The sequence below is a fragment of the Spirosoma sp. SC4-14 genome (assembly GCF_037201965.1).
GTDB lineage: Bacteria > Bacteroidota > Bacteroidia > Cytophagales > Spirosomataceae > Spirosoma.
This window is the reverse complement of sequence record NZ_CP147518.1, coordinates 4,420,269-4,444,344: the sequence shown is the minus strand read 5'-3', so window position 1 is coordinate 4,444,344 and position 24,076 is coordinate 4,420,269. Positions and strand designations below refer to the sequence as shown.

Genomic DNA, 24,076 nt, shown 5'->3' with positions numbered 1-24,076 from the left:
CGACATGAACAAGCGAATTCTTTATATAGCGGGCTTATGCCTTTCGATGACTTTGTTGTCGGGCTGTAAGGAGTATCTGGAGCAGGCTCCGCTCGATGCGCCAGCCACCGGACAGTTTTTTAACAACCAGACCGAAATGAACGCGGCTCTGAACGCTGTCTACAAATCGGCTTACTGGAATACGGGCAACACGGCCTACCAGTCGATGATGGATGGCTGGACGGATATTGCGTTGCTGCGTGCCGTCGATTTGGGCGAAGGTAATTTCGATGTCTACAATGCACACCCGAAAAATATCTGGTCGCTGGCCTATACGACCATTCAGCGGGCCAATACCATGCTGGATGGGATGGAAGTAGGCAAAAACAATGTACCGGCGGCCACCTACAACCGGCTTCAGGCCGAAGCGCGGGTCTTGCGGGTCTATGCCTATTTCTATCTGGTGATTATGTTTGGCGATGTGCCGCTGATTACGAAGCCTCTTTTGCCCACTGAGTTTTACACGCAGGCGCGTACGCCAAAGGCCGATGTGATCAGGTTTATCTACAGTGAACTGGATGCCGCAGCAGCAGCCCTTCCCTGGTCGCCTTCCGATCTGGGTCGGATGAGTAAAGCTGTTGCGTTGGGTTTCAAGGCACGTACGGCGCTGTTCAATAAAGAATATCAGGTGGCCGCCGATGCTGCCAAACAGATCATTGATGGCTCTGGGTTGGGACTGAATCCAAACTTTGGCGATTTATTTACCCGAGCCGGACAACTTACCAATGCTGGCAAGGAAATCATGTACCTGATTCTGTATTCGGAGGCCGATGCCAATGCCATTTCGTACCATCCGCTGGGGAGTATTTCCAGAGCCGCCGGGGGGCAGTCGGGGCGGTTTCCGCAGCAGCGGCTGGTCGATATGTTCGAGGCCAAAGACGGCAAACGGATTGACGAATCGGCGGTTTATAATCCGGCAAAGCCGAGCCAGAACCGCGATATGCGCCTGAAATATACGGTGTCGATTCCGGGCGATACGATTTTTATGAATCTGAAAACACTGGTTTACGACATCTATAAAAATACTACCTCGTTTAAGAATGCCGATGGTAGCTGGACTACACGTACCAATGCCGATTATGACAATGCCTACGGACCAGCCAAAAGCGGGGTAGGGTTGTTACACGCCAAATACACGTTTACGGCCGAAGATGCCTTCACGGCCCGCGTTGGGTTTATTCAGATGCGGTATGCCGAAATACTGCTAATGTATGCGGAAGCGAAAATTGAACTGAACCAACTCGACGATTCAGTTATCAGTGCCCTCAATCAGGTGCGGAAGCGGGCTGGTCAGCCAACAGTCGATGCGGCTATTCAGAACGATCAGAACAAGCTTCGGCAACTGGTGCGTCGGGAGCGGGTTGCCGAACTGGCTATGGAAGGATTCCGCTGGTTCGATATCCGTCGGTGGGGAATTGCCGATATTGTCATGCCGCAGCAGGTGATGGGCGTTGCCAAAGACCCGGCCAATGTGCCCCCGATTCCTACTTTCAAAACCAGTTCGGTACACGACCTGAACAACATTCCAGTATATACCGGCAGCGAAAACCTTCGGTATATACGCGAAAATCGGTATTGGTACCCGAAGCTTACCTTGCTGCCAGTTCCGCAATCGGAGCGTGACATTAACCCATCGCTGACCCAGAATGAGGGTTGGTAAATGGAATTGTAAAAGCATGAATAGACGGAGTTTTATAGAACAAGTATCAGTTGGGAGTGGAGTTGCTTTGGCGGCTTCATTGCCAGCATTTTCGGCGGCTGCATACGACTCGACCGGGCAACCGTTTCTGCGAGCCGGGCAGGCCGAATACAAAGCCGATCTGGTTATTGCCGGTGGTGGGTTGGGCGGCTGTGCGGCTGCGTTGGCTGCGTTGCGCAATCACCTGATGGTGGTCCTGACCGAAGAAACAGACTGGATTGGCGGGCAGTTGACCCAGCAGGGCGTTCCGCCCGACGAACATCCGTGGATCGAAACACACGGGGCCACAAAGCTTTATCGCGACTTTCGGAATGCGATTCGCAACTACTACATTCAGCACTACCCACTGACCGATGCGGCCCGGAATCGCCCAAACCTGAATCCGGGCGACGGGGTGGTGTCGAAACTCTGTCATGAACCACGAGTGGCGCTGGCCGTGCTTCAGCAAATGATGGCTCCGTATTTGAGTTCAGGTCAGTTGACGCTGTTGACCGAACATAAAATAACGGCTGCCGATGTGAGTGGCGATCGCGTTCAGGCGCTGAAAGCCATTAGCCAGCGAAGTGGTCGGGAAGTCATCCTGTCGGCACCGTATTTTGTCGATGCTACAGAATTGGGCGATTTATTGCCACTGACCAAAACCGAGTTCGTGACCGGGGCCGAATCGCGCCGGGATACGCACGAATTACACGCGCCCGAAAAAGCCGATCCTAACAGTTGCCAGGCATTTACGATGTGCTTTGCGATGGATTATGTGGCGGGTGTCAACCACGTGATCGACAAACCGAAGGAGTATCATTTCTGGCGTAACTACACCCCGAAGCTGACCCCGGCCTGGTCGGGTAAACTGCTGGATCTGGCCTATTCGAATCCGAAAACGCTGGAGCCAAAGAAACTGGGCTTTCATCCCGAAGGCATCAGCACGGGCGATAACCTGAACCTATGGAATTATCGTCGGATTATCAGTAAAGCTAATTTTAAGCCCGGTACTTATGCAGGCGACATCACCAATGTCAACTGGCCGCAAAACGATTACACGCTCGGAAATCTGATTGGTGCCAGCGAAAGCGATTTTAGAAAACACGTCGAGCGGGCCAAACAACTTAGTCTGTCGTTACTCTACTGGCTACAAACCGAAGCACCCCGACCCGATGGCGGTCGGGGATGGCCTGGCCTGCGCCTGCGTGGCGACATGATGGGCACCGAAGATGGCCTGGCCAAGTATCCTTACATACGCGAGGGTAGGCGTATAAAGGCAGTCTTTACCGTGCTGGAAGAACACGTCGGTGCCGATAATCGCGCTCTTGTGACTGGCAGGAAAGACAATACAGCCGCCGATTTTTACGATAGTGTGGGCGTGGGCTATTATCACATTGATTTACACCCCAGCACGAGTGGCAACAACTACATCGACTTTGGATCATTGCCGTTCCAGATTCCACTGGGAGCACTGTTGCCCAAACGCGTTGAAAACCTGTTGCCTGCCAATAAGAACATCGGTACCACCCATATCACCAATGGCTGTTACCGGCTGCACCCCGTCGAGTGGAGTATTGGCGAAGCCGTCGGAATGCTGGTCGCCTATGCACGCGACAAAAAAGTAATTCCCCGTGCGGTTCGGGAGCAGAAACCGCTACTTGACGGTTTCCAGACAATGGTTCGTTCACAGGGAATTGAAACGCACTGGCCTAAACCGTAAGCTCCATAAACTGTCTAAGAATTGTTATTGGTCATTAGTCTATTACCAATGATGCCGAAGGCAAATGACCAATGACAATTGACAAAAATCTAGTTGATTATGTATAAAGTCCTTGCTCTGTTTTTGCTGGCGTTGACGGTTGAGGCTCAGTCGGAAATTCCGGCATTGATTCCGACTCCGCAAACGCTGGAGCCCGGTACGGGTCGTTTTATCGTTACACCACAAACCCGACTTTCCATTCTGACACCCGCGCCCGATGTGCGCAAAATGGTGACGGACAACCTGCCGGGTATTTTAGTTTCGGATGCCCCCAAACCTGCCAAAGCCATCATTGTGCGCGTTGCCCCCGTGGCTGATGTCGGGCCCGAAGGCTATGACCTGACCGTAACACCAGCGGGAGTTGTGCTCACTGCTCCGCAACCGGCTGGTCTATTTTATGGCCTGCAAACCCTGCGGCAGTTGGTGCCTGTTGCTCAATCGTTTCGCAATCAGTCGATTCCGGCTTTGCACATCCGCGACCAGCCCCGGTTTGCGTGGCGCGGGCTAATGCTCGATGTAAGTCGCCATTTTTTCGATAAGGCATTTGTAAAACGGTTTCTCGATCAGATGGCACAGTATAAATTCAATGTTTTTCACTGGCACCTCACCGACGACCAGGGTTGGCGGATTCAGATCAACAGTCTGCCTAAACTGACGGAAGTAGGTGCCTGGCGGGTGCCGCGTACGGGGCGCTGGTGGGACATTGAAAATCCGCAGCCGGGCGAAGTGCCATCGTATGGCGGCTTCTATACGCAGGACGATATTCGCGAGATTGTTCGGTATGCGCAGGAGCGGAACATCACTATTGTACCGGAAATCGATATGCCGGGGCACATTATGTCGGCCATTGCGGCTTATCCGAATCTGACCTGTGGCAAAAAGCAGGTGGTTGTGCCGCCCAATGGCAAGTTCTATAAACTGGAAGACAACACCCTGAATCCCTGCAACGACAGTACCTACCTGTTTATCGACAAGGTGTTTACCGAAATTGCGCAGTTGTTTCCCGGACCCTATATCCATGTGGGGGGTGACGAAGCCTACAAAGGATTCTGGGCCAATTGTGAGGAATGTAAAGCTACCATGGCGGCCAACAGCCTCAAAACTGTGGAGGAGTTGCAGAGCTACTTCATCAAGCGGGTCGAAAAAATTGTGCAGTCGAAAGGGAAAAAACTGATCGGTTGGGACGAAATTCTGGAAGGCGGATTGGCTCCCGATGCCACCGTCATGAGCTGGCGGGGTATGAAAGGCGGCATTGAAGCGGCTAAACAAAATCATCCGGTCATTATGACACCCTACCAGTTCTGCTACCTGGATCTTTATCAGGGAGAACCGTCGGCCGAACCCAGTACCTATGGCATTTGCCGGTTAAGCACGTCCTATTCCTTCGAGCCGGTTCCTGATAGTGCCGGTATCGATGCGACATTAATTCTGGGTGGGCAGGGAAATCTGTGGGCCGAAAACGTGCCCAATACCCGCCATGCCGAGTATATGGTCTGGCCGAGGGCGTTAGCACTGGCCGAAGTGCTGTGGTCGCCGAAAGAACGACGGAGCTGGCCCGACTTTGTTAACCGGATGGAAGCACATTTTAAGCGGTTCGACGTGCAGGATGTGAATTACTCCCGCAGTGTTTACAACCCCATCGTCACATTTAAAAAACATCCGATGGGCATGATGGAGGTCGTTCTGAGCCACGAACTGCCCGATACGTATCTCTATTATTCGACCGATAACACCGTTCCCGACAACCATTTCCCGCTGTATACGCAGCCGTTTCTAATGCCGAAAGGTGCCGATCGGGTGAAAGTGGTTGCCTATCGGAACGGGAAACCCATTGGCCGAATGGTTGAAGTAACGCTGCCCGATATGGAAAAACGCGTTCAGTAAAACAAGTGAGCGATGCCGGAATTTAACGCCGGCATCGCTGAAAAAAACCTTCCTAACCGATCATTACCTGCGCGTATGAAGTTGATCAACGCCTTATTCATTCTGTCTACAATATGGTTTTCGTTTACTTCCCAACGGCCGGAACCCTGGCTGTATGAATTGACTCGTCAGGTTCCGCCCGATAGTAGCCGGTTTACGGCCATGCAGTTGGTTCAGGGCTTGGACGAGCCGATGGAAATGGGTATTCTTCCCAATAATAATGTACTGATCGTTGAACGAAAGGGGGCCGTTCGGTTGTATGATGCGTCGCTGAAACAGCTTAAAACCATTGCCCATATCAACGTATTCAGCGGTATTGAGGATGGCCTGCTGGGCGTGGCCGTCGATCCAGATTATGAACAGAACCACTGGGTTTATCTCTACTATGGCGTTGCTGGCGACAAGTGGGTGAGCCAACTGGCCCGCTATGAGTTGAAAGGAGATCAACTCATTCAATCGTCGAAGAAGGTGCTGCTGGAAATCAAAACGCAACGAAAATACTGTTGCCATTCGGCGGGGTATCTGACCTTTTCGAATGGGTTGCTGTACCTGTCGACGGGCGATAATACCAATGCCGAAGAAATTGAAGGGCATAACCCGACCGACGAACGACCCGGCCGTGAACTCTCCGACGATCAGGCATCGACGGCCAACAGCAACGACCTGCGTGGCAAAATCCTTCGGATCAAACCCGAACCCGACGGCACGTACTCGATTCCCGATGGCAACCTGTTTCAAGCCCCCGCGGCCCCCAAAGGGGGAGCCCGAAGTTGGTCTGCACTAAACCCGCCCCCGTTGGGGGATGGGGGGCTTAGTCGGCCAGAAATTTACGTGATGGGCTGTCGAAATCCTTTCCGCATATCTGTCGATCCGAAAAATGGCTATGTTTATTGGGGCGATGTTGGCCCCGATACAAACGTGCCCGCCGAAGAAGGAACGTTGAGTTACGACGAAATCAATCAGGCACGTAAGCCCGGCTTTTTTGGGTATCCCTATTTTTTAGGAAACAATGAGGCTTTTCCAAAATACGATTTCGCAACCAGGCAGGAGGGGCCGAAACAGGACCCGTTGCATCCGGTCAATAACTCGCCACACAACACCGGACTTCGCGAACTGCCCCCGGCTCAGCCTGCCATGATCTGGTATGGCAAACAGGCTTCCAAACGCTTTCCGCTGGTCGGAAAAGGCGGAGCAAGTGCAATGGCCGGGCCCGTTTATTATCGCGACCAGTTTGCCGGGGCAAAATACCGACTGCCTGACTACTACGATGGCAAACTGTTTATTTATGACTGGATTCGCCGATGGATGATGGCCGTTACACTCGACAACGATGGCAACTACGTCGGCATGGAGCCATTTCTGAGTCATCTGAAGCTGGTAGCGCCGATGGATATGCAGTTTAACCGCGATGGATCGCTCTATATTCTGGCGTATGGTACCAACTGGTTTGCCAATAATACCGATGCAGGACTGATTCGGGTGGAGTATGCAGAAGGAAATCGGAATCCCGTGGCCGATATTTGTGTCGATAAGCGCTACGGCGCTGCCCCTATGAACGTAAAGTTATCAGCCGCCGGTTCGAAAGACTATGATTCTGGTGACCAACTGACCTATTCCTGGCAAATTGGTTCGAAAAAACTAACCGGTGTCGATGTGTCGACAACGATCAGCAAACCGGGTGTTTATCCGGTAACGCTTACGGTTTCGGACCAGCATGGTGGGCAGGGTTTGTCGACCACAACGCTTCACATTGGCAACACACCCCCGCAGGTGCGTATCAACACAAAAGCAAACCGGAGTTTTTACTGGGATAACACTCCCCTCGACTACCAAATCGGCATCAGTGACCCGGAAGATAAATTAATCGACCCGGCTCGTACCCGGATTTCTTTCGCGTATCTGCCCTATGGGAAAGACATGGCCAGTGTGCTCTCGGGAGGTCATACGCCCTCGGCCCATTTGCAGGGTGAGAAACTGATGGCTGCATCGGATTGTAAGTCGTGCCACGCACTGGATAAAACGTCCATTGGGCCAAGCCTAAAGGCAATTGCTGCCCGATATAAACGCAAACCGGATGTGGAGACGCAGCTTGCGCAGAAAGTTATCAAAGGGGGGAGTGGCGTTTGGGGAAACTATGCCATGTCGGCGCACCCCGATTTATCGGCGCAGGATGCCCGGACAATGGTCGACTATATTCTCTCGCTCAGTCAGTCCGAAACTCGGTTGCCCATGCAGGGTGCCTTGCCGTTGACCGACCACATGGGCAAAGGCACCGAAGGAGCTTATGTACTACTGGCCAGTTATACCGACAAAGGGGCTAAAGGTATCGAACCGCTAACTTCACGCGACTATATTGCGTTACGCAATCCACTCATTCAGATGGAAGACAACGACCGGGGCAATGTAGGTGTTGTTATTGCGACGGCCAACACAGGCTTCGTTTCCTATATCCGCAAGATTTATCATACGAGTTTTGTTGCTTTTGATAAGCTGGATCTGGCCCATGTCAGTCATATCAGATACCGGGTGCAACCGCTGGCCGCTGGCGGCCGAATCGAGGTTCGGCTGGATAGTGCGCAGGGGCCGGTAGTGAGTGTAGTGGACGTGCCAGGTGGTAAGGTTCAGGACCCAAAAACAGACTGGAACGAGGTGCAGGCTGCGGTTAAGCCAACGGCTGGTCTGCATACACTGTACGTTGTCTTTACCAATCCCAAGGCGGCTCCCCGTCAGGAACTGTTTTACATCGACCAGCTATTTTTCGTCCACAAAGCTCATTAGTGATGGGGCATTGGTCAGTACTGCCTAGTCATATTGGTTAGCGGTTCCCCATGAACGGTATGTATAGTCAATGACTACTGACCAATGCCCAGCAACTGTGCTTTGCTTTTGTGAAATACAGACCTAGCCTGTTACTTATTCCTTTATCCCTACCAATTATTTATTGCTGATGGTTTTCCGGTGTTTATTCTGTCAAATTCGTCCAGATATAAACCATTGTTAAATCGAATTAATCAGCGTAGATACTATGAACCAAAAACCTTCAATGGCCTTTGTGTTTGCCTCGTGGATAGCACTGGGTGCCGGTATGGGTGGATTCCTGATCGGCCTTTGGCGATCCGATATGTTACTCAATGAAAAAGGCTATTATTTTACCATATTGATGTATGGACTTTTCGCGGTGGTATCTGTCCAGAAAAGTGTTCGCGACCGATTGGAAGGTATTCCTGTTACCGATATGTATTATGGTCTTAGCTGGCTTTCTACTCTTTTGGCAGTGGTGTTATTGACGGTTGGGCTATGGAATGCAACGTTGCTGCCCAGTGAAAAAGGGTTCTATGCCTTTGCGTTTCTTTTGGCATTATTTGGGGCAATTGCCGTTCAGAAAAACACCCGCGACAACCAAACCGTCGAAATTGGTCGCTCATAGTTGATTTAGCCGGGCGGGTTTGCGGTATAAATGTCAGCAACAAGACATTTATACCGCAGATAAGCACCTATCTTTGGGCATATCAACAAATTAGGGGCACAGATGGAGAGAAAGAGCCCTTCGTCTACGCTGATTAATCGTTTATGAAGGTTACATATCATTTTTTCTTCCTACTCATTTTTCTCTTTGTTGCCTGCCAGTCTCAGCCCGATGCCAATCGTATTGTTGACGAATGTATTAAAACCCATGGTGGAGAGAATTACCAGCATTTTCATATCGAGTTTGACTTCAGAACGTATCATTATTTGCTTAGTCACGAAGGAGGACAGTTTATCTATCAACGGTCGTTTACCGATAGCGCCGGGCGGCCAGTAGAAGATAAACTGACCAATACCTCGTTTACTCGCCGGGTTTCGAATCAGCTTGTCTCCCTCGATTCGGCTGGGCGAAACCGGTATAAAAACGCGGTCAATTCGGTGGCTTATTTTGTTCTGCTGCCGTTTAAATTAAACGACCCTGCTGCCCGGAAAACGTATGTAGGTCAAACGATTATCGATGGTCAGCCTTATAACAAAATACAGGTCTCTTTTAATGCCGAAGGCGGAGGAGATGATTTTCAGGATGTGTTTTTTTACTGGATACATCAGAAAAACCATACCATGGATTATCTGGCCTACAGCGAAGGAGGTGCCCGCTTTCGAAAAGCCGTGAACCCACAAACGGTGGGTGGCATCCGGTTTCAGGATTATATCAACTATACAAGTGCCAAAGGCGATACAACGTCGGTTGGTCAGTTTGATGAGTTATATCGAAAAGGAATGTTATCGGTCCTGAGTCAGATCGAGCAAAAAAATATTCGGGTAACCCGCTAATCGTTGCCGGTTGATGCCTTGTTAGGATAGGTCCATACTTCGGCCGACACCATGCCTTTAACCGCCCTTGCCTGTCTGGTTCGAATCAATTGGGTTTCGGCTAAAAGCAACTGCCAGTCGGCTAACTGGTGGGTTTCAATGTTGGCTGTAATCCTGAAAAAACGAATCATTATTTCCAGTAGTGCTTTTTGCCACCAGACGTTTGGTCGGATAAAATCTGTAATGAGCCAGAGACCATTCGTTTTAAGGTTGTTGATGAGGCTGGGAATCAGTTGTTTCTGTAAGGTTGTGGGCGTGAAGAGGTCAAGCAGAAACGGTGTCATAATCACATCGAACGGTTCCGCGGCCTGTAGCTCCAGAATATTCCCTACCCGAAACTCAACCGTTCCCAGTAATCCGTTCCTGATCATTCGCTGGCTGGCTTTATCGACCATTTTGGCCGATAAATCGAGGTAAAGCACCCGCTGAGGCTCACAAGTCCGGATAAGTTGTTCGAGAAGGGCGCCGGTGCCCCCACCTGCCAGCAGTACAGATGCACCCTTAGGGATACTCGATAGAAAAATAAGCTGGGCTTGTTGAAGCGAACGGCCAAATACAAGACTGGCCAGGAAGTCATAGAGCGGGGCAACCCGATCGAACTGATTAATGGTATTGCGCTCTGCAGGCATACGAAGCAAATTAAGAGGCAATAGTAAGCCATTTATAAACCGTATACTAAAAGATTTTGGATGCCGATAGCCGACGGGATAATATTATCCTGCCAAACTATCCGCTTCTGTTCCGTTATGGTTTCTCTAACAGCCGAAGTTACGGGGTATTCTATCCGGTTTACTCATGCTAATACCTCCAGCCAGTTGCCGTTCCGAAGCCGCTATATTCACCTGCATTTTGCTGCGAATGGCTCAAAACTGGAATCGTATCGGTTGAGTTTTGTGACCGAAACAAAACTCACATCGACCGGTACGGTCGAAAAGCAGAACGATGAGATGTTTCGTGGGCATACGGTGATATCAATCGATGAGTTTGCGGACTACTATAACCTGCTGCGTCATGAACGTTCCTTGTTTGTTCGGGCTGATTTTGACGATGATCCCGACGAAATTGCAGTGGGCGATCCTATTCCGCTAAAGTCGTTTACCTTATTTAGCGGTGGCGATACTGGCGACGAGTCTGGTTGAACAATAGAAAAGTGGTCGATCTGGCTTCGTTAAGAAACCGATCGACCACATTGTTTACTGGGGTTTTGTTGGTACGGTTACGCTTTTTTCGCTATTGCCGTGTATCGTCACCTCGTTTCCATAAATAGTCAGGGTGATAGGATCAGAGGCAAAATTATGAACAACCACGTCCGATTGGGTAGTTGAGACCTGTAGGAGAGCACCCCGGAAACGGATTTTGAAGGCCATCGATTGCCAGTTAGCCGGGCAGGAGGGGGCCAGCGCCAGCCCCGAACCACCATTTGCATACTGTTGTACCCGCAACCCGCCAAACCCTTTGACTACCGCCAGCCAGGTTCCGGCCATGCTCGTAATGTGGCAGCCATCTTCGGTGTCGTTGTTATAATCGTCGAGGTCGAGCCGGGCCGTGCGCAGATACATCTCATAGGCTTTTTCGTGTAGTCCGAGTTTCGACGCCAGAATGCTGTGTACACAGGGCGATAGCGACGATTCGTGTACGGTCATGGGTTCATAGAAATCGAAATTTCGCTGGAGGATATCTGTGCTGAATTCGTCTTCGAAGAAATAAAGACCCTGTAAAACATCAGCCTGTTTAATAAAACACGACCGCAAAATCCGATCCCACGACCAGTTCTGGTTGATAGGGCGCTGCCCCTTCGGAATATCCGATACCGGCATCAGCTCTTTATCCAGAAAACCTTCCTGCTGGAGAAATACTCCGCGTTCGTCGTCGAAGGGCAGATAGATCCTGTCGATAATCTGTTGCGCGGTAGCCACTTCTTTTTCTTCCCGGAAATGAATTCGATCGATTAGTTCGGTGTAAGCGTCAGAGTCGATTTTTTTTACGATAGCAATCGCTTTGAGCGTATATCGGAGGGTCCAGGTGGCAATGTAGTTGGTATACCAGTTGTTATTGACGTTATTTTCGTACTCATTAGGGCCGGTAACGCCCAGCATCACATAGTTTTGTTTGGCTTTCGACCAATTGACACGCTGGGTCCAGAATCGGCTGATGGCAATGAGTACTTCCAGCCCATAATCGGCCAGATACTGCTCATCGCCCGTATACCGTACGTAGTCATAAATAGCGTAGGCAATGGCACCATTGCGGTGAATTTCTTCAAAGGTAATTTCCCACTCGTTATGACATTCTTCGCCGTTCATGGTTACCATCGGATAGAGGGCTGCGCCTGCCTTAAACCCTAATTTCTGCGCATTTTCGATGGCTTTGCCAAGCTGCTTATACCGGTAAATCAGCAGATTTTTGGCAACATTCTGATCGGCTGTCGAGAGGTAAAACGGCAGGCAGTAGGCTTCCGTATCCCAGTAGGTCGAGCCACCGTATTTTTCGCCAGTAAAGCCTTTGGGGCCAATGTTCAATCGTTCGTCTTCGCCAGTGTAGGTTTGGTTAAGCTGAAAAATATTGAACCGAATGCCTTGCTGTGCGGCCACATCGCCCTCAATGACAATGTCGTTCATTTTCCACTTATCGGCCCAGGCTTGTTTCTGCTCATAAAGCATTTTGTCGAACCCTTTGCGCGTAATATGCTGGATGCTTTGGTGGGCAGCCTTCATAATGGTATCGGGATCGTGATTGAGCGACGACAGGTTGACGGCATATTTATAAATCGCCGTTTCCTGATCCTGCATACAGTCGAGCGTTATGCGGTTGGCAACGTATTTTTCGTACTTAATGGGCTGGGATTGATAGTCGACCTTTACACCGTCCTGCTCAATTTCTACACACATTCCGGTAGCGACATGAAAGCCGGTTTTGCGCGTACGAAGTTCAATGAAGGCTTCACCATAGCCCGTTTCTTTTCGCACTTCGTCCCAGAACGTTTCGTCGTAGTTGGCATCCCGGTTGCGAATGGCCCCATCGATGAAGGGCGTAATGGTGATTTTGGCGTCGAAATTCAGAGGCTTAAAGGCATAACGAATAACACCTGCATCGTCGTCGACAATAGAGCAGAAGCGTTTGGCTGTTACCTGAAGTTCTTTCCCACTTTTCAGAATAGCCACAAATGAGCGTTCGAGGTAGCCTTCGCGCATGTTGAGCACACGCCTGAAATCGCGCACCTCGCAATGGTTAAGATCGAGCGATTCATACTCAATGTCGATATCGATACCAATCCAGTTGGCCGCATTCAAAACTTTGGCAAAGTATTCAGGATAGCCATTTTTCCACCAGCCAACCCGGGTTTTATCGGGATAATAAACGCCTGCTACGTAGTTGCCCTGTAGGGTTTTTCCGGTGAATTTTTCCTCAAAATTACCGCGCTGGCCAAGTCGTCCATTGCCAAGCGCCATTACGCTTTCAGTAATCTCATTAAAGTCACGGTAGAATCCCTCTTCAACGATGCACCAGGGGTCCTGGGTAATGTAATTTTTCATTCAATGATAGGTTATGTATTGGGCAACAGCAGGTTTCTGCTACAGGAAGTCGTGTTTATGCTGGCTAAGCGCTTCGAGTCAACAACTGCTATGGGTTAGGTACATCAATTGTATGGAACTGGGCAAAAATAGCAATTTCCCCTGTCTTCTCTAGTGTTGGTCGGGCGCAGTATTTGCCTGTGCCTGCGCAAAAAGCGCAACATCCCGTTTCGAATCCAGATCGATAGCACCTGCTTCAAACGGTACTTCGGCACAATCCTGTTTGTGTTTGATAATAATCCATTTGGCTCCTTTATCGCCTTCCAGTTGGAGCATCTGCTCAATGTAGTTTCGGCTAAAAAGTGCCGGAACCCCCAACTGGTCATCGTATCGACAGGCAACAATTCCTTTATTGCTCTGGGTGTAGGTTTCGAGCATATAAGCCAGCAAACCCACCGAAACCAAGGGTTGGTCGGTCAGCAGAATCAGCACTGCATCGATGTTTTTGTGGGTTATATACAGAGCTGCCAGGCCACTTTTAAGCGATGAAGCCAGGCCAGTTTGCCAGGCAGGATTATCGACCAGAGTGATGGGGAGGCCCGAAAGTTCCGGTACAATTTGCTCCCGATTTGCTCCCAGAACAACTACAACCGGCCCGGTTTGAAGGGCCAGGCCCGTTTCGGTAATTCGGCGTATCAGTGATTGACCTTTGTACTGTAACAATTGCTTAGGCTCACCACCCATGCGGGTAGAACCTCCTGCCGCTAAGATTATTGTTCCGATTTTCAAAATAGAACTCGTGTTTGATAAAAGACGAATGTAGGGAAAAGGAGTGAGAAGAGAGCTTTTGTTGTTTATTGGCCACTCCTGAACATAAACACCGACTCAGGATAACCAACGGCCACCAGCGAAAGCCCTTCGGCCGGAGCGGCCCTACCCGCTTTCCGGCGGTCGTGGTCGCGAATGATCTGTTCGAAGGCGTCAGGGCTTAACCGACCCTGGCCCACATCCAGCAAGGTGCCAACAATAGCCCGAACCATACCGCGCAGAAATCGATCTGCTTTAATATGGAAGGTTAAATTGCCGGTAGGCTCAACGGCCCAATATGCAAAATCGATTCGGCAGTTAAATGTTTTAACGTCGGTCTTTACTTTACTGAAACTCTCGAAATTGGTATGATTTAGCAGTACACTGGCTGCCTGATTCATCAGCGCCACATCGAGTGGTAGGGTGAAAATGTAGGCTAAACCGTTGCGAAAGGGATCTTTACGACGGATAATTGAATATTGATAATATCGGTATGTGGCGGTATAGCGGGCATGATCGTCGGGATGGACCGAGAAACAGTCGTAGATGGCAATGTCGCCAGGAATAAGGCTGTTGATGGACCGCAGTAAGTTGGCAGGTAGCGGCAACTCCGTTTCGAAATGAGCGAACTGCTGGCCTGCATGAACACCAGTATCGGTACGGCCACTCCCTACAATACTGATGGGCTGGCGCAAAATGGTAGTCAGGGCTGTTTCAATCACTTCCTGCACACTCAGGCCATTAGGTTGTCGTTGCCAACCGTGGTACGTAGTGCCTCGGTAGGCTAATTCGAGAAAATAACGCATAATGGTCGTAAAAATACGAACCCGTTCAGGACTTTAGGCAACTGTATTGGGCAGACTTGCGGGAGACGGCCAGTTAAAAACAGTGGAGGGCTCTGATTCGAACACCATCAGGCATTTAAACCAAAGCCCTCGTTAAAAAGAGGAAAGAACGAAAATTGCCGACGTCTGTACGTAAAAAAAGAATTATAAACTATTTATTATAATTCGTAAATCAGATGCTATAACTAGCTGCAAGATAAACCTTCTTTTGAATACGATGTCTACATGTACACGTAATTTATTCCATTAGTGAGGTAATGGCCCTTTTGTGCTTCCTTACAGGCGCTCAACTTCAAACCGCAGTTCATCGACCAGTTGTTTCAGGCGATCGGTATTCGGAACCGGCGGAGGCATCTGCTGGCTAACAAAGGCGCAAACTTCCCAGACTTCAATTACATCTTTCAGAACTACCTCCTGATTGGGAACCCCCGCCTTGTCGGCCGTTAATAATAAGGTTCCTTTGATTTTTACCTGATTATAGACCCGCCGACACGTAATGAATGGCCCTTCGGAACGTTGGCTCTGCACAAGCAACACATATTGCCTGCCATCGGCAATGTCGAACCAGTTCCGGACAAACTGCCCCACAAGTAATGCTCCCGGAAACACAAAATCATCGCTGGCTTCAAATGCCCGATAATGTCCCTGGGGCAATATGGGCAGGTGCATGGCAGGCAATCGGTGCAAATAGTCAGCCTGCTGATACCGTTGTCCGTATTCGCCAAAATGGGTTTTCATCACCACCGGAATAGTTGGCGCAATCGACTGTGCTGTTGGATAAGTGCGGGCAATCGTGCCAGAACCCTCGTAAACATTATTAAAGGTCAATGGGTCGGACTGGCGGGAAACTGATCCTGATGGCAGATTGTCGGATGGGCCAAACAGTTGATCGACAGCCGAAGGCGCCTGTCGATTGGAAACTACCGGATTGGGTTGAGACGGCTGAAAATTTACGGACTGGGTTCGTTCGTGAACAGGCTTATCCTGACCGGGTCGTACGGGCGGGGTAATGACTGGCGGAACCGGAACAGGTCGATCTGCCGAACGCCGTTGTTCTTCCTGTGGGCGGTAGTAGTGATTCAATACCGCCGAAAGGGGTTTGGGCTCTGGTGTTGATGGAGCAGGCTGCGCAAAAATATCGGGGAAGTCGGGGTGCTGGAACGGCTCATCGTCGTCCGTATCCAGTTTCCCATCTGAGCGAATTGGACTCCCATCAATTCGCCCCGCAGGTTTATTGGCCTGACCCAGGGGTATACTTAGACTGGGTGTTTCACGGAGCTTTCGCAGATCCTGACGCGTCAGTAACTCTACTGTAGTATTAAATGCTTTGGCAATTGCCTGAATATTCTGTTGGTTTGGATTGGCCCTGCCCTCTTCGTAGGCGCCTAACAATGAGCGTTTTATGTTTATTTTTCGGGAGAACTGCTCCTGCGTTAACCCATTGAGTTTACGCAGGTAGCGGATGTTATCACTAACGAGCGTCATCCGGTTGGGTTGGCTAAAGTTTCAGCTAATATAAACGTTTCACGATATAAATACCAATGTTACCCTAAATGGTTAAATTTTTGTACTTTTAGTGTATAAATTTGACCTGATTATTCCTGGCTCTATCCTGCAATGAATACGTTACTAGCTGAAACCGCCCTTTATCCTGATTTACAGACAGTTTTTACGGCGCAGCGTCGACAGGCTCCTCACATGGCCTTAACAACTGCCAGCGAACGTATCGAACGAATTCGGCGGATTGCGACATGGATAACCGCTCACGAAACGGCTATTCAGCAGGCCGCTTATAACGATTTTCGGAAACCCGCTACCGAAGTTACGCTTTCCGAAATTTTGGCAGTATGGCTGGAAATTAAGCACACGAGTCGGCGTCTGAAACAGTGGATGAAGCCACAGCGCCTGCCAACAACCATTAGTATGATGGGGACGCGGAGCTATCTGCATCACGAACCCAAAGGAAACGTGCTGATTTTGGCACCCTGGAACTACCCATTCGCGTTGACCATACGCCCGCTGGTGTCGGCTATTGCGGCTGGCAACGTGGCCATACTGAAGCCGTCTGAGCTAACACCGCATATGGCTGCTCTTATCCGGCAGATGATTACGGAGCTATTTCCGGTTAACGAAGTTGCCGTTTTTGAAGGGGGCGCAGCAGTGGCTCAGGCATTAGTACAGTTGCCGTTTAACCATATTTTCTTTACGGGCAGTCCGGCGGTTGGGCGTGAGGTGATGAAGGCGGCAGCCACCCATCTGGCATCGGTAACGTTGGAGCTAGGCGGCAAGTCGCCAGCCATTATCGACGAAACGGCCAACATCAGACAGGCGGCCGAACAACTGGCCTGGGGAAAATGCCTCAATAATGGCCAAACCTGCATTGCACCCGACTATGTGCTGGTGCACAGTTCTGTTAAAGACTCTTTTGTGCAGGCCTATGAAACCGCCGTTAAAACGATGTATAGCCCTGATGGAAAGCCTATAGAGGCTTCGGATAGCTATGCCCGAATCGTGAATGAACGCCATTTTGAGCGGCTTCGGAGCTTAGTCCATGATGCGCTTGCCAAAGGAGCCAGGGTGGTTGTGGGCGGCTCGATGAAAGCAGAACAGAATTTTATAGAGCCTATCGTACTCGAAGGAGTAACCAACGATATGGTTGTGATGCAGGAGGAAATTTTTGGGCCGGTGCTCCCCGTGTTACCCTACACATCGCTTGATGAAGCATTGCAGGTGATAAACGAACGCGAAAAGCCACTAGCCCTCTACATTCATAGTAAAAACCGGAACAACATAGCGTATATACAGGCCCGAACGTCGGCTGGCGATACCGTTATCAATGATACGCTGCTTCAGTTTACCAATACCGAATTACCATTCGGCGGAATCAACAATAGTGGGCTGGGCAAATCAAATGGGTTTTTCAGCTTCCAGGAGTTTTCAAATCAGCGCGGAGTTATGCAGCGCGATTTTGGCTTAATGCAATGGCTATATCCACCCTACACGGATAAGGTTAATCGATTGATTTCCTACATTAAACGGTTGGCTTAGTGCTCCCAAAACCTCGTATATAATAGCCGCTATTGGTGGCGGGTTTATTCTCCTAAGTCGCTTCTCCTTTTCCTGCATATACTCACCCTGCTGCTGTTGCTCCTGGCAGTACGACTTCTCTAGTGCTTTTTTGTAAAAACTAATTTGAGTAGTAGACTAAGTATATATTTTCCATTGTTGATACAATTAAATGAGTACTTTTCTTAGGTTTAATTTGTATGAAATTTTTATTAAAAATATGTATTATTCTAATTTTTAGAATAATAATTGCTTTATTTAGTGAATAATAGAATTTTAATTTTAGTATAATAGATATAGCAATATTTTATATTGGTTAAAAACCTATTAATTTTAGCCCTCGATAATACTTTCTTAACTTAAACAATTTGGTCAATGAGGCAAAAACTACTTCTAGTATTAGGTAGTATAGTAATGCTGCTATCTAATTCTGCTATTGCTCAAAACGTCACCGTTTCGGGCAAGGTAACCTCTGCCGACGACGGCAGTGAATTGCCGGGAGTAAACGTGGTGCTGAAGGGAACATCAAGTGGTATAGTTACCGATGCCGATGGTAATTATAAATTAATTGTTCCGTCCGCTAAGGGTACGCTGGTCTTCTCATTTATTGGTCATAAGTCCATCGAAGAACCAATCAATGGCCGGTCGGTCATTAACGTTGGGTTGGTTAGTGATACCAAACAGCTAACGGAGGTTGTGGTAACGGCCCAGGGGATTCTTAAAACGCGAAATGAGCTTTCGTATGCTGCTCAGACTGTTTCGGGCGACATGATCAGCAACACCCGCGATGCTAACTTTGTCAATGCGCTGTCGGGCAAAGTAGCTGGCGTACAGATTCAGAAAAACAATGGTCTTGGCGGATCGACGGGTATCATCATCCGGGGCTGGAAATCGCTGAATGGTTCAAACCAGGCTCTGTTTGTTGTAGATGGAGTCCCGATCGACAATTCGACAAACAACGCGTCCCGGACGAGCCGGGGTACGGCCGGTTATGACTACGGCAACGCGGCTGCCGACATTAACCCCGACGATATTGAAAACACGACCATCCTGAAAGGACCGGCCGCTACGGCGCTCTATGGTTCGCGTGCTTCGAACGGGGTTGTGTTCATCACCACAAAAAAAGGGCGTAAAAAAGGATTGGGTGTTACCATCAACACGGGTGTAACGTTCAGCAATGCCGACCGCAGCACATTCCCAAAATATCAGCATCAATACGGCGGTGGTTATGGTAAATACTATGGTCCAACCGGCGACGGCTATTTTGATCAGGCCGATGTAGATGGCGATGGTAAGCCCGACAATATTGTGCCCACTTACGAAGATGCTTCGGTTGGGGCACCGTTTGATCCGAGCCTGCTGGTGTATCAATGGAATGCGTTTGGCGACCCGACTTCGCCAACCTACATGAAAGCAACGCCCTGGATGGCGGCTGCTCACGATCCATTCTCCTATTTTGAGCAGGGCGTAACGACTAACAACAACGTAACCATCGACGGAGGAAACGACAAAGGCTTCTTTAAGCTGGGCTATACGCTCAACAAAGACAAGGGTATTCAGCCAAACAGCCATCTGAAGAAAGATTACCTGAACTTCAGTGGGTCGTATGCAATTGCAAAACGCCTGACTGCAACGGCATCGATCAACTTTACGAACGTAGAAGGTCGCGGTCGATATGCGCAGGGATACGGCGGAAACAACAACATTTCCAGCTTCCGCGAGTGGTGGGAAATGAACGTCGATATTAAAGAACAGGAAGCGGCTTACAAACGGACTGGCCAGAACATCACCTGGAACTGGGCCAGTGGTCTGCCCGCTAAAACTGGTATCATTTACTGGGACAATCCGTACTTTGCTGCCTACGAAAATGCGCCGAAAGATAACCGCCTGCGCTATCTGGGTTATGTGAAACTCGATTATAAAATTACGGATTGGCTGAATCTGATGGGGCGCGCTTCACTGGATTCTTACACTCAGCTTCAGGAAGAACCAACGGCTGTAGGAAGTATTGTGTATAAAGCAGGTCGGTATTTACGCCGGGATCTGACGTTCAAAGAATATAACTACGATGCGTTGCTGACCGGTAATAAAACGTTTGGGACTATTGCGGTGAAAGGCGCTTTAGGGATCAACATCCGGCAAACCCAGCAAAATGGGGTGAGTGCACAAACCAACGGTGGGCTGGTTGTTCCAAAAATCTACGCATTGTCGAACTCGGTTAACCCCATTGAAGCTCCCAACGAAAAAGACTTTTATCTGAACAAACAGGTAAACGGTTACTATGCCGATGCCGAGGTGGGCTATAAAGACTTCATCTTCCTCAACGGTTCGTTCAGACGCGATGTGGCGTCGACACTGCCCGTTGGCAATAACGCCTACAACTACGGTCAGATTTCGACCAGCTTTGTCTTCTCGAAATTCATTGCCGAGAACCCCATCTTTACGTTCGGTAAACTGCGGTTGAACTATGCCGAGGTTGGTGCCGATGCACCCTTCAACGCGTTGAGCGATTTGTATGATAAGCCAACTGCTTTTGGTTCTATTCCACTTTTCTCGGTGCCGAGTACCAAAAATAACGACAAACTACGGCCCGAACGTACCAAGAGCTACGAGCTTGGTATTGAAACGTCTTATCTCGATGGCCGGATTGGATTAGATGTGACTTATTTTAATTCGCAGTCGGTCGACCAGATCATTCCGGTAACGGTTTCGACAGCAACGGGCTATAACTCCAAATATGTTAATGCCGGTACGCTGGAAAACAAAGGGATCGAAGTATCGCTGTCGGGTACGCCCGTTCGGGTTGGTGGTTTCAAATGGGATGTGAACCTGAACTGGACCCGCATTCGGAACAAAGTGGTTAAACTCTACGACAACGTAACCAACTTCGCCCTGCCCAATGGGGACTTCCAGGCGAGTGGTTCATCGAACGCTCCACTGGGCAAAAGCTATGGTACGCTCTACGGCACAGACTATATCTATACCAATGGTCAGCCAACGGTTGATGCCACAACTGGCCGTTATCTGAGAACCACCACCACGACCAACGAAATCGGGAACATTAACCCCAAGTGGACGGGTGGTTTGCAGAACACCTTTACCTACAAAAACGTATCGCTGGGCTTCCTGCTCGATGCTAAACAAGGTGGCGATATTCTGTCGATCGATATGTACTATGGTCTGGCTACTGGTTTATATCAGGAAAGTGCTGGCCTGAACGAACTTGGCAAACCCGTTCGGAGCGCGGTTTCGGAAGGGGGCGGTATTCTGCTGCCTGGCGTTAACCCCGATGGCAACGTGAACAAAACCCGTCTGAACATGCTCGACTATCCGCTGGCAGGTACACAGACCATTGGACCAACTCACCGGTATGTATATGATGCCAGTTATTTGAAACTGCGTGAGGTTGTATTTTCCTATTCGTTACCAACAGCGTTAGTCGCTCGTCTGGAGCCACTGCGTAGCATTTCAATTTCGGCCGTTGGACGGAACCTGTGGATCATCCATAAAAACATTCCATATGCCGATCCAGAGGATAACCTCGGTGCTGGTAATATCCAGGGCGTTCAGGTAGGGAGTCTGCCAAACGTACGGACAATGGGTTTCAATATTAAAGCAACATTCTAATTCCGATTCTTATGAAGAAAGTCATAAAATCGTTATATGCTGCGGTACTGCTCCTGGTAGTAGCAACGTCATGTAGCGAAGATCTTACCTCCTTAAATACAAACCCGAAAGCATATCAGTCGGGGAGTGTGCCTGCCGAACCATTTTTTAGTAATGCAACACGGAACCTGACCGATGCTGTCGTATATGGGTTTACGTTCAAGTTGATGGCGCAGCAGTTTGCCGAGACTACCTATTTCAGTACAACGGCCTATAACCTGGTCGATGTGGGGAGCGGTTTTTGGGTGTCGATGTTCCGGGATGTACTGCTCGATTATAAAGAGGCCAAGAAAATCATCACTAATAGCCCGAGTCTGTATCCGGCTGTCGATCAGAATAAGATGGCGATTATTGAGATTCTGGAGGTATATGCCTACGCCAACATGGTGAATATTTATGGCAACATTCCTTATTCGGGTGCGGCTAGTTCGAGCCTGAAATCGGAAGCTCTGAACTCGGATAATCTCACACCAGCTTACGACGATGCCGCTGCTATTTACGACGATCTGTTCACCCGGCTCGACAAGGCTGTTTCGCTGCTAAACACAGGTGCCGATAGCTTTGGTACTGCCGACCTGATTTATGGCGGTAAAGTGGCAAGCTGGATTAAGTTTGCCAACTCGCTGAAACTGCGTATGGCCATGACACTGGCAGATGTGAACCCATCGAAGTCAAAAACGTTGGCCGAAGCCGCCGTAACTGCCGGTGTATTTACGTCGAGCAGCGACAATGCCAAACTGACTTATCTGGGAACAACGCCCAACACGAACCCAATCTGGGTAGGACTAATCCAGAGTTCGCGCGAAGACTACGTGGCGTCGAACACGATGATGGATATGCTGAAAGCGTCGAACGATCCTCGGATTCCGCTCTATTATACAAAAGATAATGCGGGTGGCTACAGCGGTGGTATCTATGGCCGTAGTAATGCGTACATCACCTATTCGAAAGCAGGTGCTGCCATGACGGCTACCACTACGCCGGGCATTTTGTTGTCGTACGATGAGATTGCCTTCTATGAGGCTGAAGCGGCTGCTCGTGGCTATTCGGTGGGCGGCACAGCTGAAAGTTTCTACAATGCTGGAGTTACGGCGTCGATTCTGTATTGGGGCGGTACGGCCGACGCAGCGGCAACTTATCTGAAAGAACCAACCGTTGCTTATGCTACAGCTATCGGTTCGACACCCCTTCAGAAAATTGCTCGTCAGAAATACATTGCGCTGTTTAACCGTGGGCTGGAAGCCTGGACCGAGTATCGTCGGTTCGACTTTCCAACCTTCAATGCTCCTCCGATTCCGCAGGGTGATTTCCCCGTTCGGTTTACGTATCCGAACGCCGAGCAGAATGCCAATATCGCTAACTATACAACGGCGGCATCGGCTATTGGTGGAGATAAACTGACGACGAAAGTGTTCTGGGATACCAAATAGTGTCCTGGCTTACCGTAACTTTTCTGAAAGGCTGCTCTCTGGGCAGCCTTTCTTATAGAGAGATCGGGAACACGGATTTCTACAGATAAAATCCGTTCAATCCGTGTTCTATTTTATGTATAACCGGGCGAATACTGTTTTAGATAAACTGTCAGGAAAACGGGATCGGAAATAAAATAAGGAAGTCTGTCTGAAGTATTCTATTTTGTATACTAATGTATCGATAAAGTTTGTTTATTTTGGATATATTGTTCTTATACTAAACCTATCCCCTTATGAAACAGCTAATTGTCAGTCTGTTATTTTTTTGCCTGGTCGCTCAGTATGTACAGGCGCAGAATATCGTAAAACGCTGGGGAATCGGCGTGTTGGGCGGTGTTAACCGAACAATGCCTTTGTGGACTAGTAATAGCAGCACAGCTTACGATCCAGCCTATCAGCCAATCGTTGGTCTGGATATACAGTACAGGCTCAACCGCCATGCATCACTTCATCTACAACCTTCTTATACCCGCGTAAACGATCAAAGGTCACAAGCGAATAATTGGTCCAATATCATCTCTACGTATAGTCTATCATCCCTCAAACTGCCAGTACTCTATCGCTACCGACTTTTTGGGAGCGGTACTACGCCTTTTTTTGAACTGGGAGTAGGCTATAACCGAGCTATTAACGGTAACGGACTGGTTGATTCCCGATATATTTGTGATTTAATAGCTTGTCCAAACGATCCCATGTTCTATCAACAATACTCGTTAACCGGCAAGTCGGCGGTGAGTGCCATTGCGGGCGTAGGAGTCAATATTGAATTGCAGAAAATCAGCATACCAATTGTCCTTCGGTACGAGCGATACCTGAGCGGTCATACGTTTACTTCTGACTACAATGCCAATTCCTCGAACCTGAAAGTCGATGGCTTCATGCTGCTGACTGGTATAAATTTTTAGGGTGAGCGAATGCTCGTCCGCGATTGTATTGCGGATGACCGAGGTTCGCGTCTGTGACTCCTTTTC

Annotated in this window: 16 protein-coding genes; 11 read left to right on the top strand and 5 right to left on the bottom strand. The window is 49.3% G+C overall.

Features of this window, described 5'->3' with window-relative positions:
• The first annotated feature begins 4 nt into the window (after nt 1–4).
• From WBJ53_RS18170 to WBJ53_RS18145, 6 genes are all read left to right on the top strand, one after another.
• Entirely contained in the window at nt 5–1,699 is a 1,695-nt protein-coding gene (locus WBJ53_RS18170; protein ID WP_338868681.1) for a RagB/SusD family nutrient uptake outer membrane protein, read from the top strand.
• A gap of 16 nt (nt 1,700–1,715) precedes the next feature.
• Nucleotides 1,716–3,437 carry an FAD-dependent oxidoreductase gene (locus tag WBJ53_RS18165; RefSeq protein WP_338868679.1) on the top strand — a complete coding sequence of 574 codons (1,722 nt, stop codon included), beginning with the start codon at nt 1,716–1,718 and terminating at the stop codon, nt 3,435–3,437.
• A 99-nt stretch (nt 3,438–3,536) separates the two neighbouring features.
• Nucleotides 3,537–5,360, top strand: a complete 1,824-nt coding sequence (locus tag WBJ53_RS18160) for a family 20 glycosylhydrolase (RefSeq protein WP_338868677.1) — start codon at nt 3,537–3,539, stop codon at nt 5,358–5,360.
• A gap of 75 nt (nt 5,361–5,435) precedes the next feature.
• Complete coding sequence (locus WBJ53_RS18155) at nt 5,436–8,177, top strand: PQQ-dependent sugar dehydrogenase (RefSeq protein WP_338868675.1); 2,742 nt, start codon at nt 5,436–5,438, stop codon at nt 8,175–8,177.
• Nucleotides 8,178–8,424: 247 nt separating this feature from the next.
• Nucleotides 8,425–8,826, top strand: coding sequence for an inner membrane protein YiaA (yiaA, locus tag WBJ53_RS18150; RefSeq protein WP_338868673.1), 402 nt, complete (start codon nt 8,425–8,427; stop codon nt 8,824–8,826).
• Between the two features lie 143 nt (nt 8,827–8,969).
• Entirely contained in the window at nt 8,970–9,698 is a 729-nt protein-coding gene (locus tag WBJ53_RS18145; RefSeq protein ID WP_338868671.1) for a DUF6503 family protein, read from the top strand.
• Here WBJ53_RS18145 and WBJ53_RS18140 read toward each other — a convergent pair.
• Nucleotides 9,695–10,366 (bottom strand): class I SAM-dependent methyltransferase, encoded by a 672-nt coding sequence (locus WBJ53_RS18140; RefSeq protein ID WP_338868669.1) that lies wholly within the window; start codon nt 10,364–10,366, stop codon nt 9,695–9,697. The genes WBJ53_RS18145 and WBJ53_RS18140 overlap by 4 nt on opposite strands.
• A 117-nt stretch (nt 10,367–10,483) precedes the next feature.
• Between WBJ53_RS18140 and WBJ53_RS18135 the strand changes: the two genes are divergently transcribed.
• On the top strand, nt 10,484–10,876 hold the full coding sequence (locus tag WBJ53_RS18135; RefSeq protein WP_338868667.1) for a hypothetical protein: 393 nt from the start codon (nt 10,484–10,486) through the stop codon (nt 10,874–10,876).
• Between the two features lie 54 nt (nt 10,877–10,930).
• On the opposite strand, the gene WBJ53_RS18130 is transcribed toward WBJ53_RS18135, so the two are convergent.
• From WBJ53_RS18130 to WBJ53_RS18115, 4 genes are all read right to left on the bottom strand, one after another.
• Nucleotides 10,931–13,270 carry a glycoside hydrolase family 65 protein gene (locus tag WBJ53_RS18130; RefSeq protein WP_338868665.1) on the bottom strand — a complete coding sequence of 780 codons (2,340 nt, stop codon included), beginning with the start codon at nt 13,268–13,270 and terminating at the stop codon, nt 10,931–10,933.
• 150 nt (nt 13,271–13,420) lie between these two features.
• Nucleotides 13,421–13,993: a nucleotidyltransferase family protein gene (locus tag WBJ53_RS18125; protein ID WP_338877205.1), complete on the bottom strand. Its 573-nt coding sequence runs from the start codon at nt 13,991–13,993 to the stop codon at nt 13,421–13,423.
• A 110-nt stretch (nt 13,994–14,103) separates the two neighbouring features.
• Nucleotides 14,104–14,862 carry a tRNA pseudouridine(38-40) synthase TruA gene (truA, locus tag WBJ53_RS18120; protein ID WP_338868664.1) on the bottom strand — a complete coding sequence of 253 codons (759 nt, stop codon included), beginning with the start codon at nt 14,860–14,862 and terminating at the stop codon, nt 14,104–14,106.
• Between the two features lie 315 nt (nt 14,863–15,177).
• Nucleotides 15,178–16,386 (bottom strand): helix-turn-helix transcriptional regulator, encoded by a 1,209-nt coding sequence (locus WBJ53_RS18115; RefSeq protein WP_338868662.1) that lies wholly within the window; start codon nt 16,384–16,386, stop codon nt 15,178–15,180.
• A gap of 132 nt (nt 16,387–16,518) precedes the next feature.
• On the opposite strand from WBJ53_RS18115, the gene WBJ53_RS18110 reads away from it, so the two are divergent.
• The 4 genes from WBJ53_RS18110 (at nt 16,519) to WBJ53_RS18095 (ending at nt 24,010) form a co-directional block, all read left to right on the top strand.
• Entirely contained in the window at nt 16,519–17,949 is a 1,431-nt protein-coding gene (locus WBJ53_RS18110; RefSeq protein WP_338868660.1) for an aldehyde dehydrogenase family protein, read from the top strand.
• Nucleotides 17,950–18,381: 432 nt separating this feature from the next.
• Nucleotides 18,382–21,594, top strand: a complete 3,213-nt coding sequence (locus WBJ53_RS18105) for a SusC/RagA family TonB-linked outer membrane protein (protein ID WP_338868658.1) — start codon at nt 18,382–18,384, stop codon at nt 21,592–21,594.
• An 11-nt stretch (nt 21,595–21,605) separates the two neighbouring features.
• The gene (locus tag WBJ53_RS18100) at nt 21,606–23,063 is read left to right on the top strand and encodes a SusD/RagB family nutrient-binding outer membrane lipoprotein (protein ID WP_338868656.1); all 1,458 of its coding nucleotides are present in this window, start codon (nt 21,606–21,608) and stop codon (nt 23,061–23,063) included.
• Between the two features lie 275 nt (nt 23,064–23,338).
• Nucleotides 23,339–24,010 carry an outer membrane beta-barrel protein gene (locus tag WBJ53_RS18095; protein WP_338868654.1) on the top strand — a complete coding sequence of 224 codons (672 nt, stop codon included), beginning with the start codon at nt 23,339–23,341 and terminating at the stop codon, nt 24,008–24,010.
• Nucleotides 24,011–24,076: the final 66 nt, after the last annotated feature.

Coding starts and splice junctions, on each gene's coding strand:
- WBJ53_RS18170 (WP_338868681.1), top strand. CDS start 5: ATGAACAAGCGAATTCTTTATATAGCGGGCTTATGCCTTTCGATGACT.
- WBJ53_RS18165 (WP_338868679.1), top strand. CDS start 1,716: ATGAATAGACGGAGTTTTATAGAACAAGTATCAGTTGGGAGTGGAGTT.
- WBJ53_RS18160 (WP_338868677.1), top strand. CDS start 3,537: ATGTATAAAGTCCTTGCTCTGTTTTTGCTGGCGTTGACGGTTGAGGCT.
- WBJ53_RS18155 (WP_338868675.1), top strand. CDS start 5,436: ATGAAGTTGATCAACGCCTTATTCATTCTGTCTACAATATGGTTTTCG.
- yiaA (WP_338868673.1), top strand. CDS start 8,425: ATGAACCAAAAACCTTCAATGGCCTTTGTGTTTGCCTCGTGGATAGCA.
- WBJ53_RS18145 (WP_338868671.1), top strand. CDS start 8,970: ATGAAGGTTACATATCATTTTTTCTTCCTACTCATTTTTCTCTTTGTT.
- WBJ53_RS18140 (WP_338868669.1), bottom strand. CDS start 10,366: ATGCCTGCAGAGCGCAATACCATTAATCAGTTCGATCGGGTTGCCCCG.
- WBJ53_RS18135 (WP_338868667.1), top strand. CDS start 10,484: ATGGTTTCTCTAACAGCCGAAGTTACGGGGTATTCTATCCGGTTTACT.
- WBJ53_RS18130 (WP_338868665.1), bottom strand. CDS start 13,270: ATGAAAAATTACATTACCCAGGACCCCTGGTGCATCGTTGAAGAGGGA.
- WBJ53_RS18125 (WP_338877205.1), bottom strand. CDS start 13,993: ATGGGTGGTGAGCCTAAGCAATTGTTACAGTACAAAGGTCAATCACTG.
- truA (WP_338868664.1), bottom strand. CDS start 14,862: ATGCGTTATTTTCTCGAATTAGCCTACCGAGGCACTACGTACCACGGT.
- WBJ53_RS18115 (WP_338868662.1), bottom strand. CDS start 16,386: ATGACGCTCGTTAGTGATAACATCCGCTACCTGCGTAAACTCAATGGG.
- WBJ53_RS18110 (WP_338868660.1), top strand. CDS start 16,519: ATGAATACGTTACTAGCTGAAACCGCCCTTTATCCTGATTTACAGACA.
- WBJ53_RS18105 (WP_338868658.1), top strand. CDS start 18,382: ATGCTGCTATCTAATTCTGCTATTGCTCAAAACGTCACCGTTTCGGGC.
- WBJ53_RS18100 (WP_338868656.1), top strand. CDS start 21,606: ATGAAGAAAGTCATAAAATCGTTATATGCTGCGGTACTGCTCCTGGTA.
- WBJ53_RS18095 (WP_338868654.1), top strand. CDS start 23,339: ATGAAACAGCTAATTGTCAGTCTGTTATTTTTTTGCCTGGTCGCTCAG.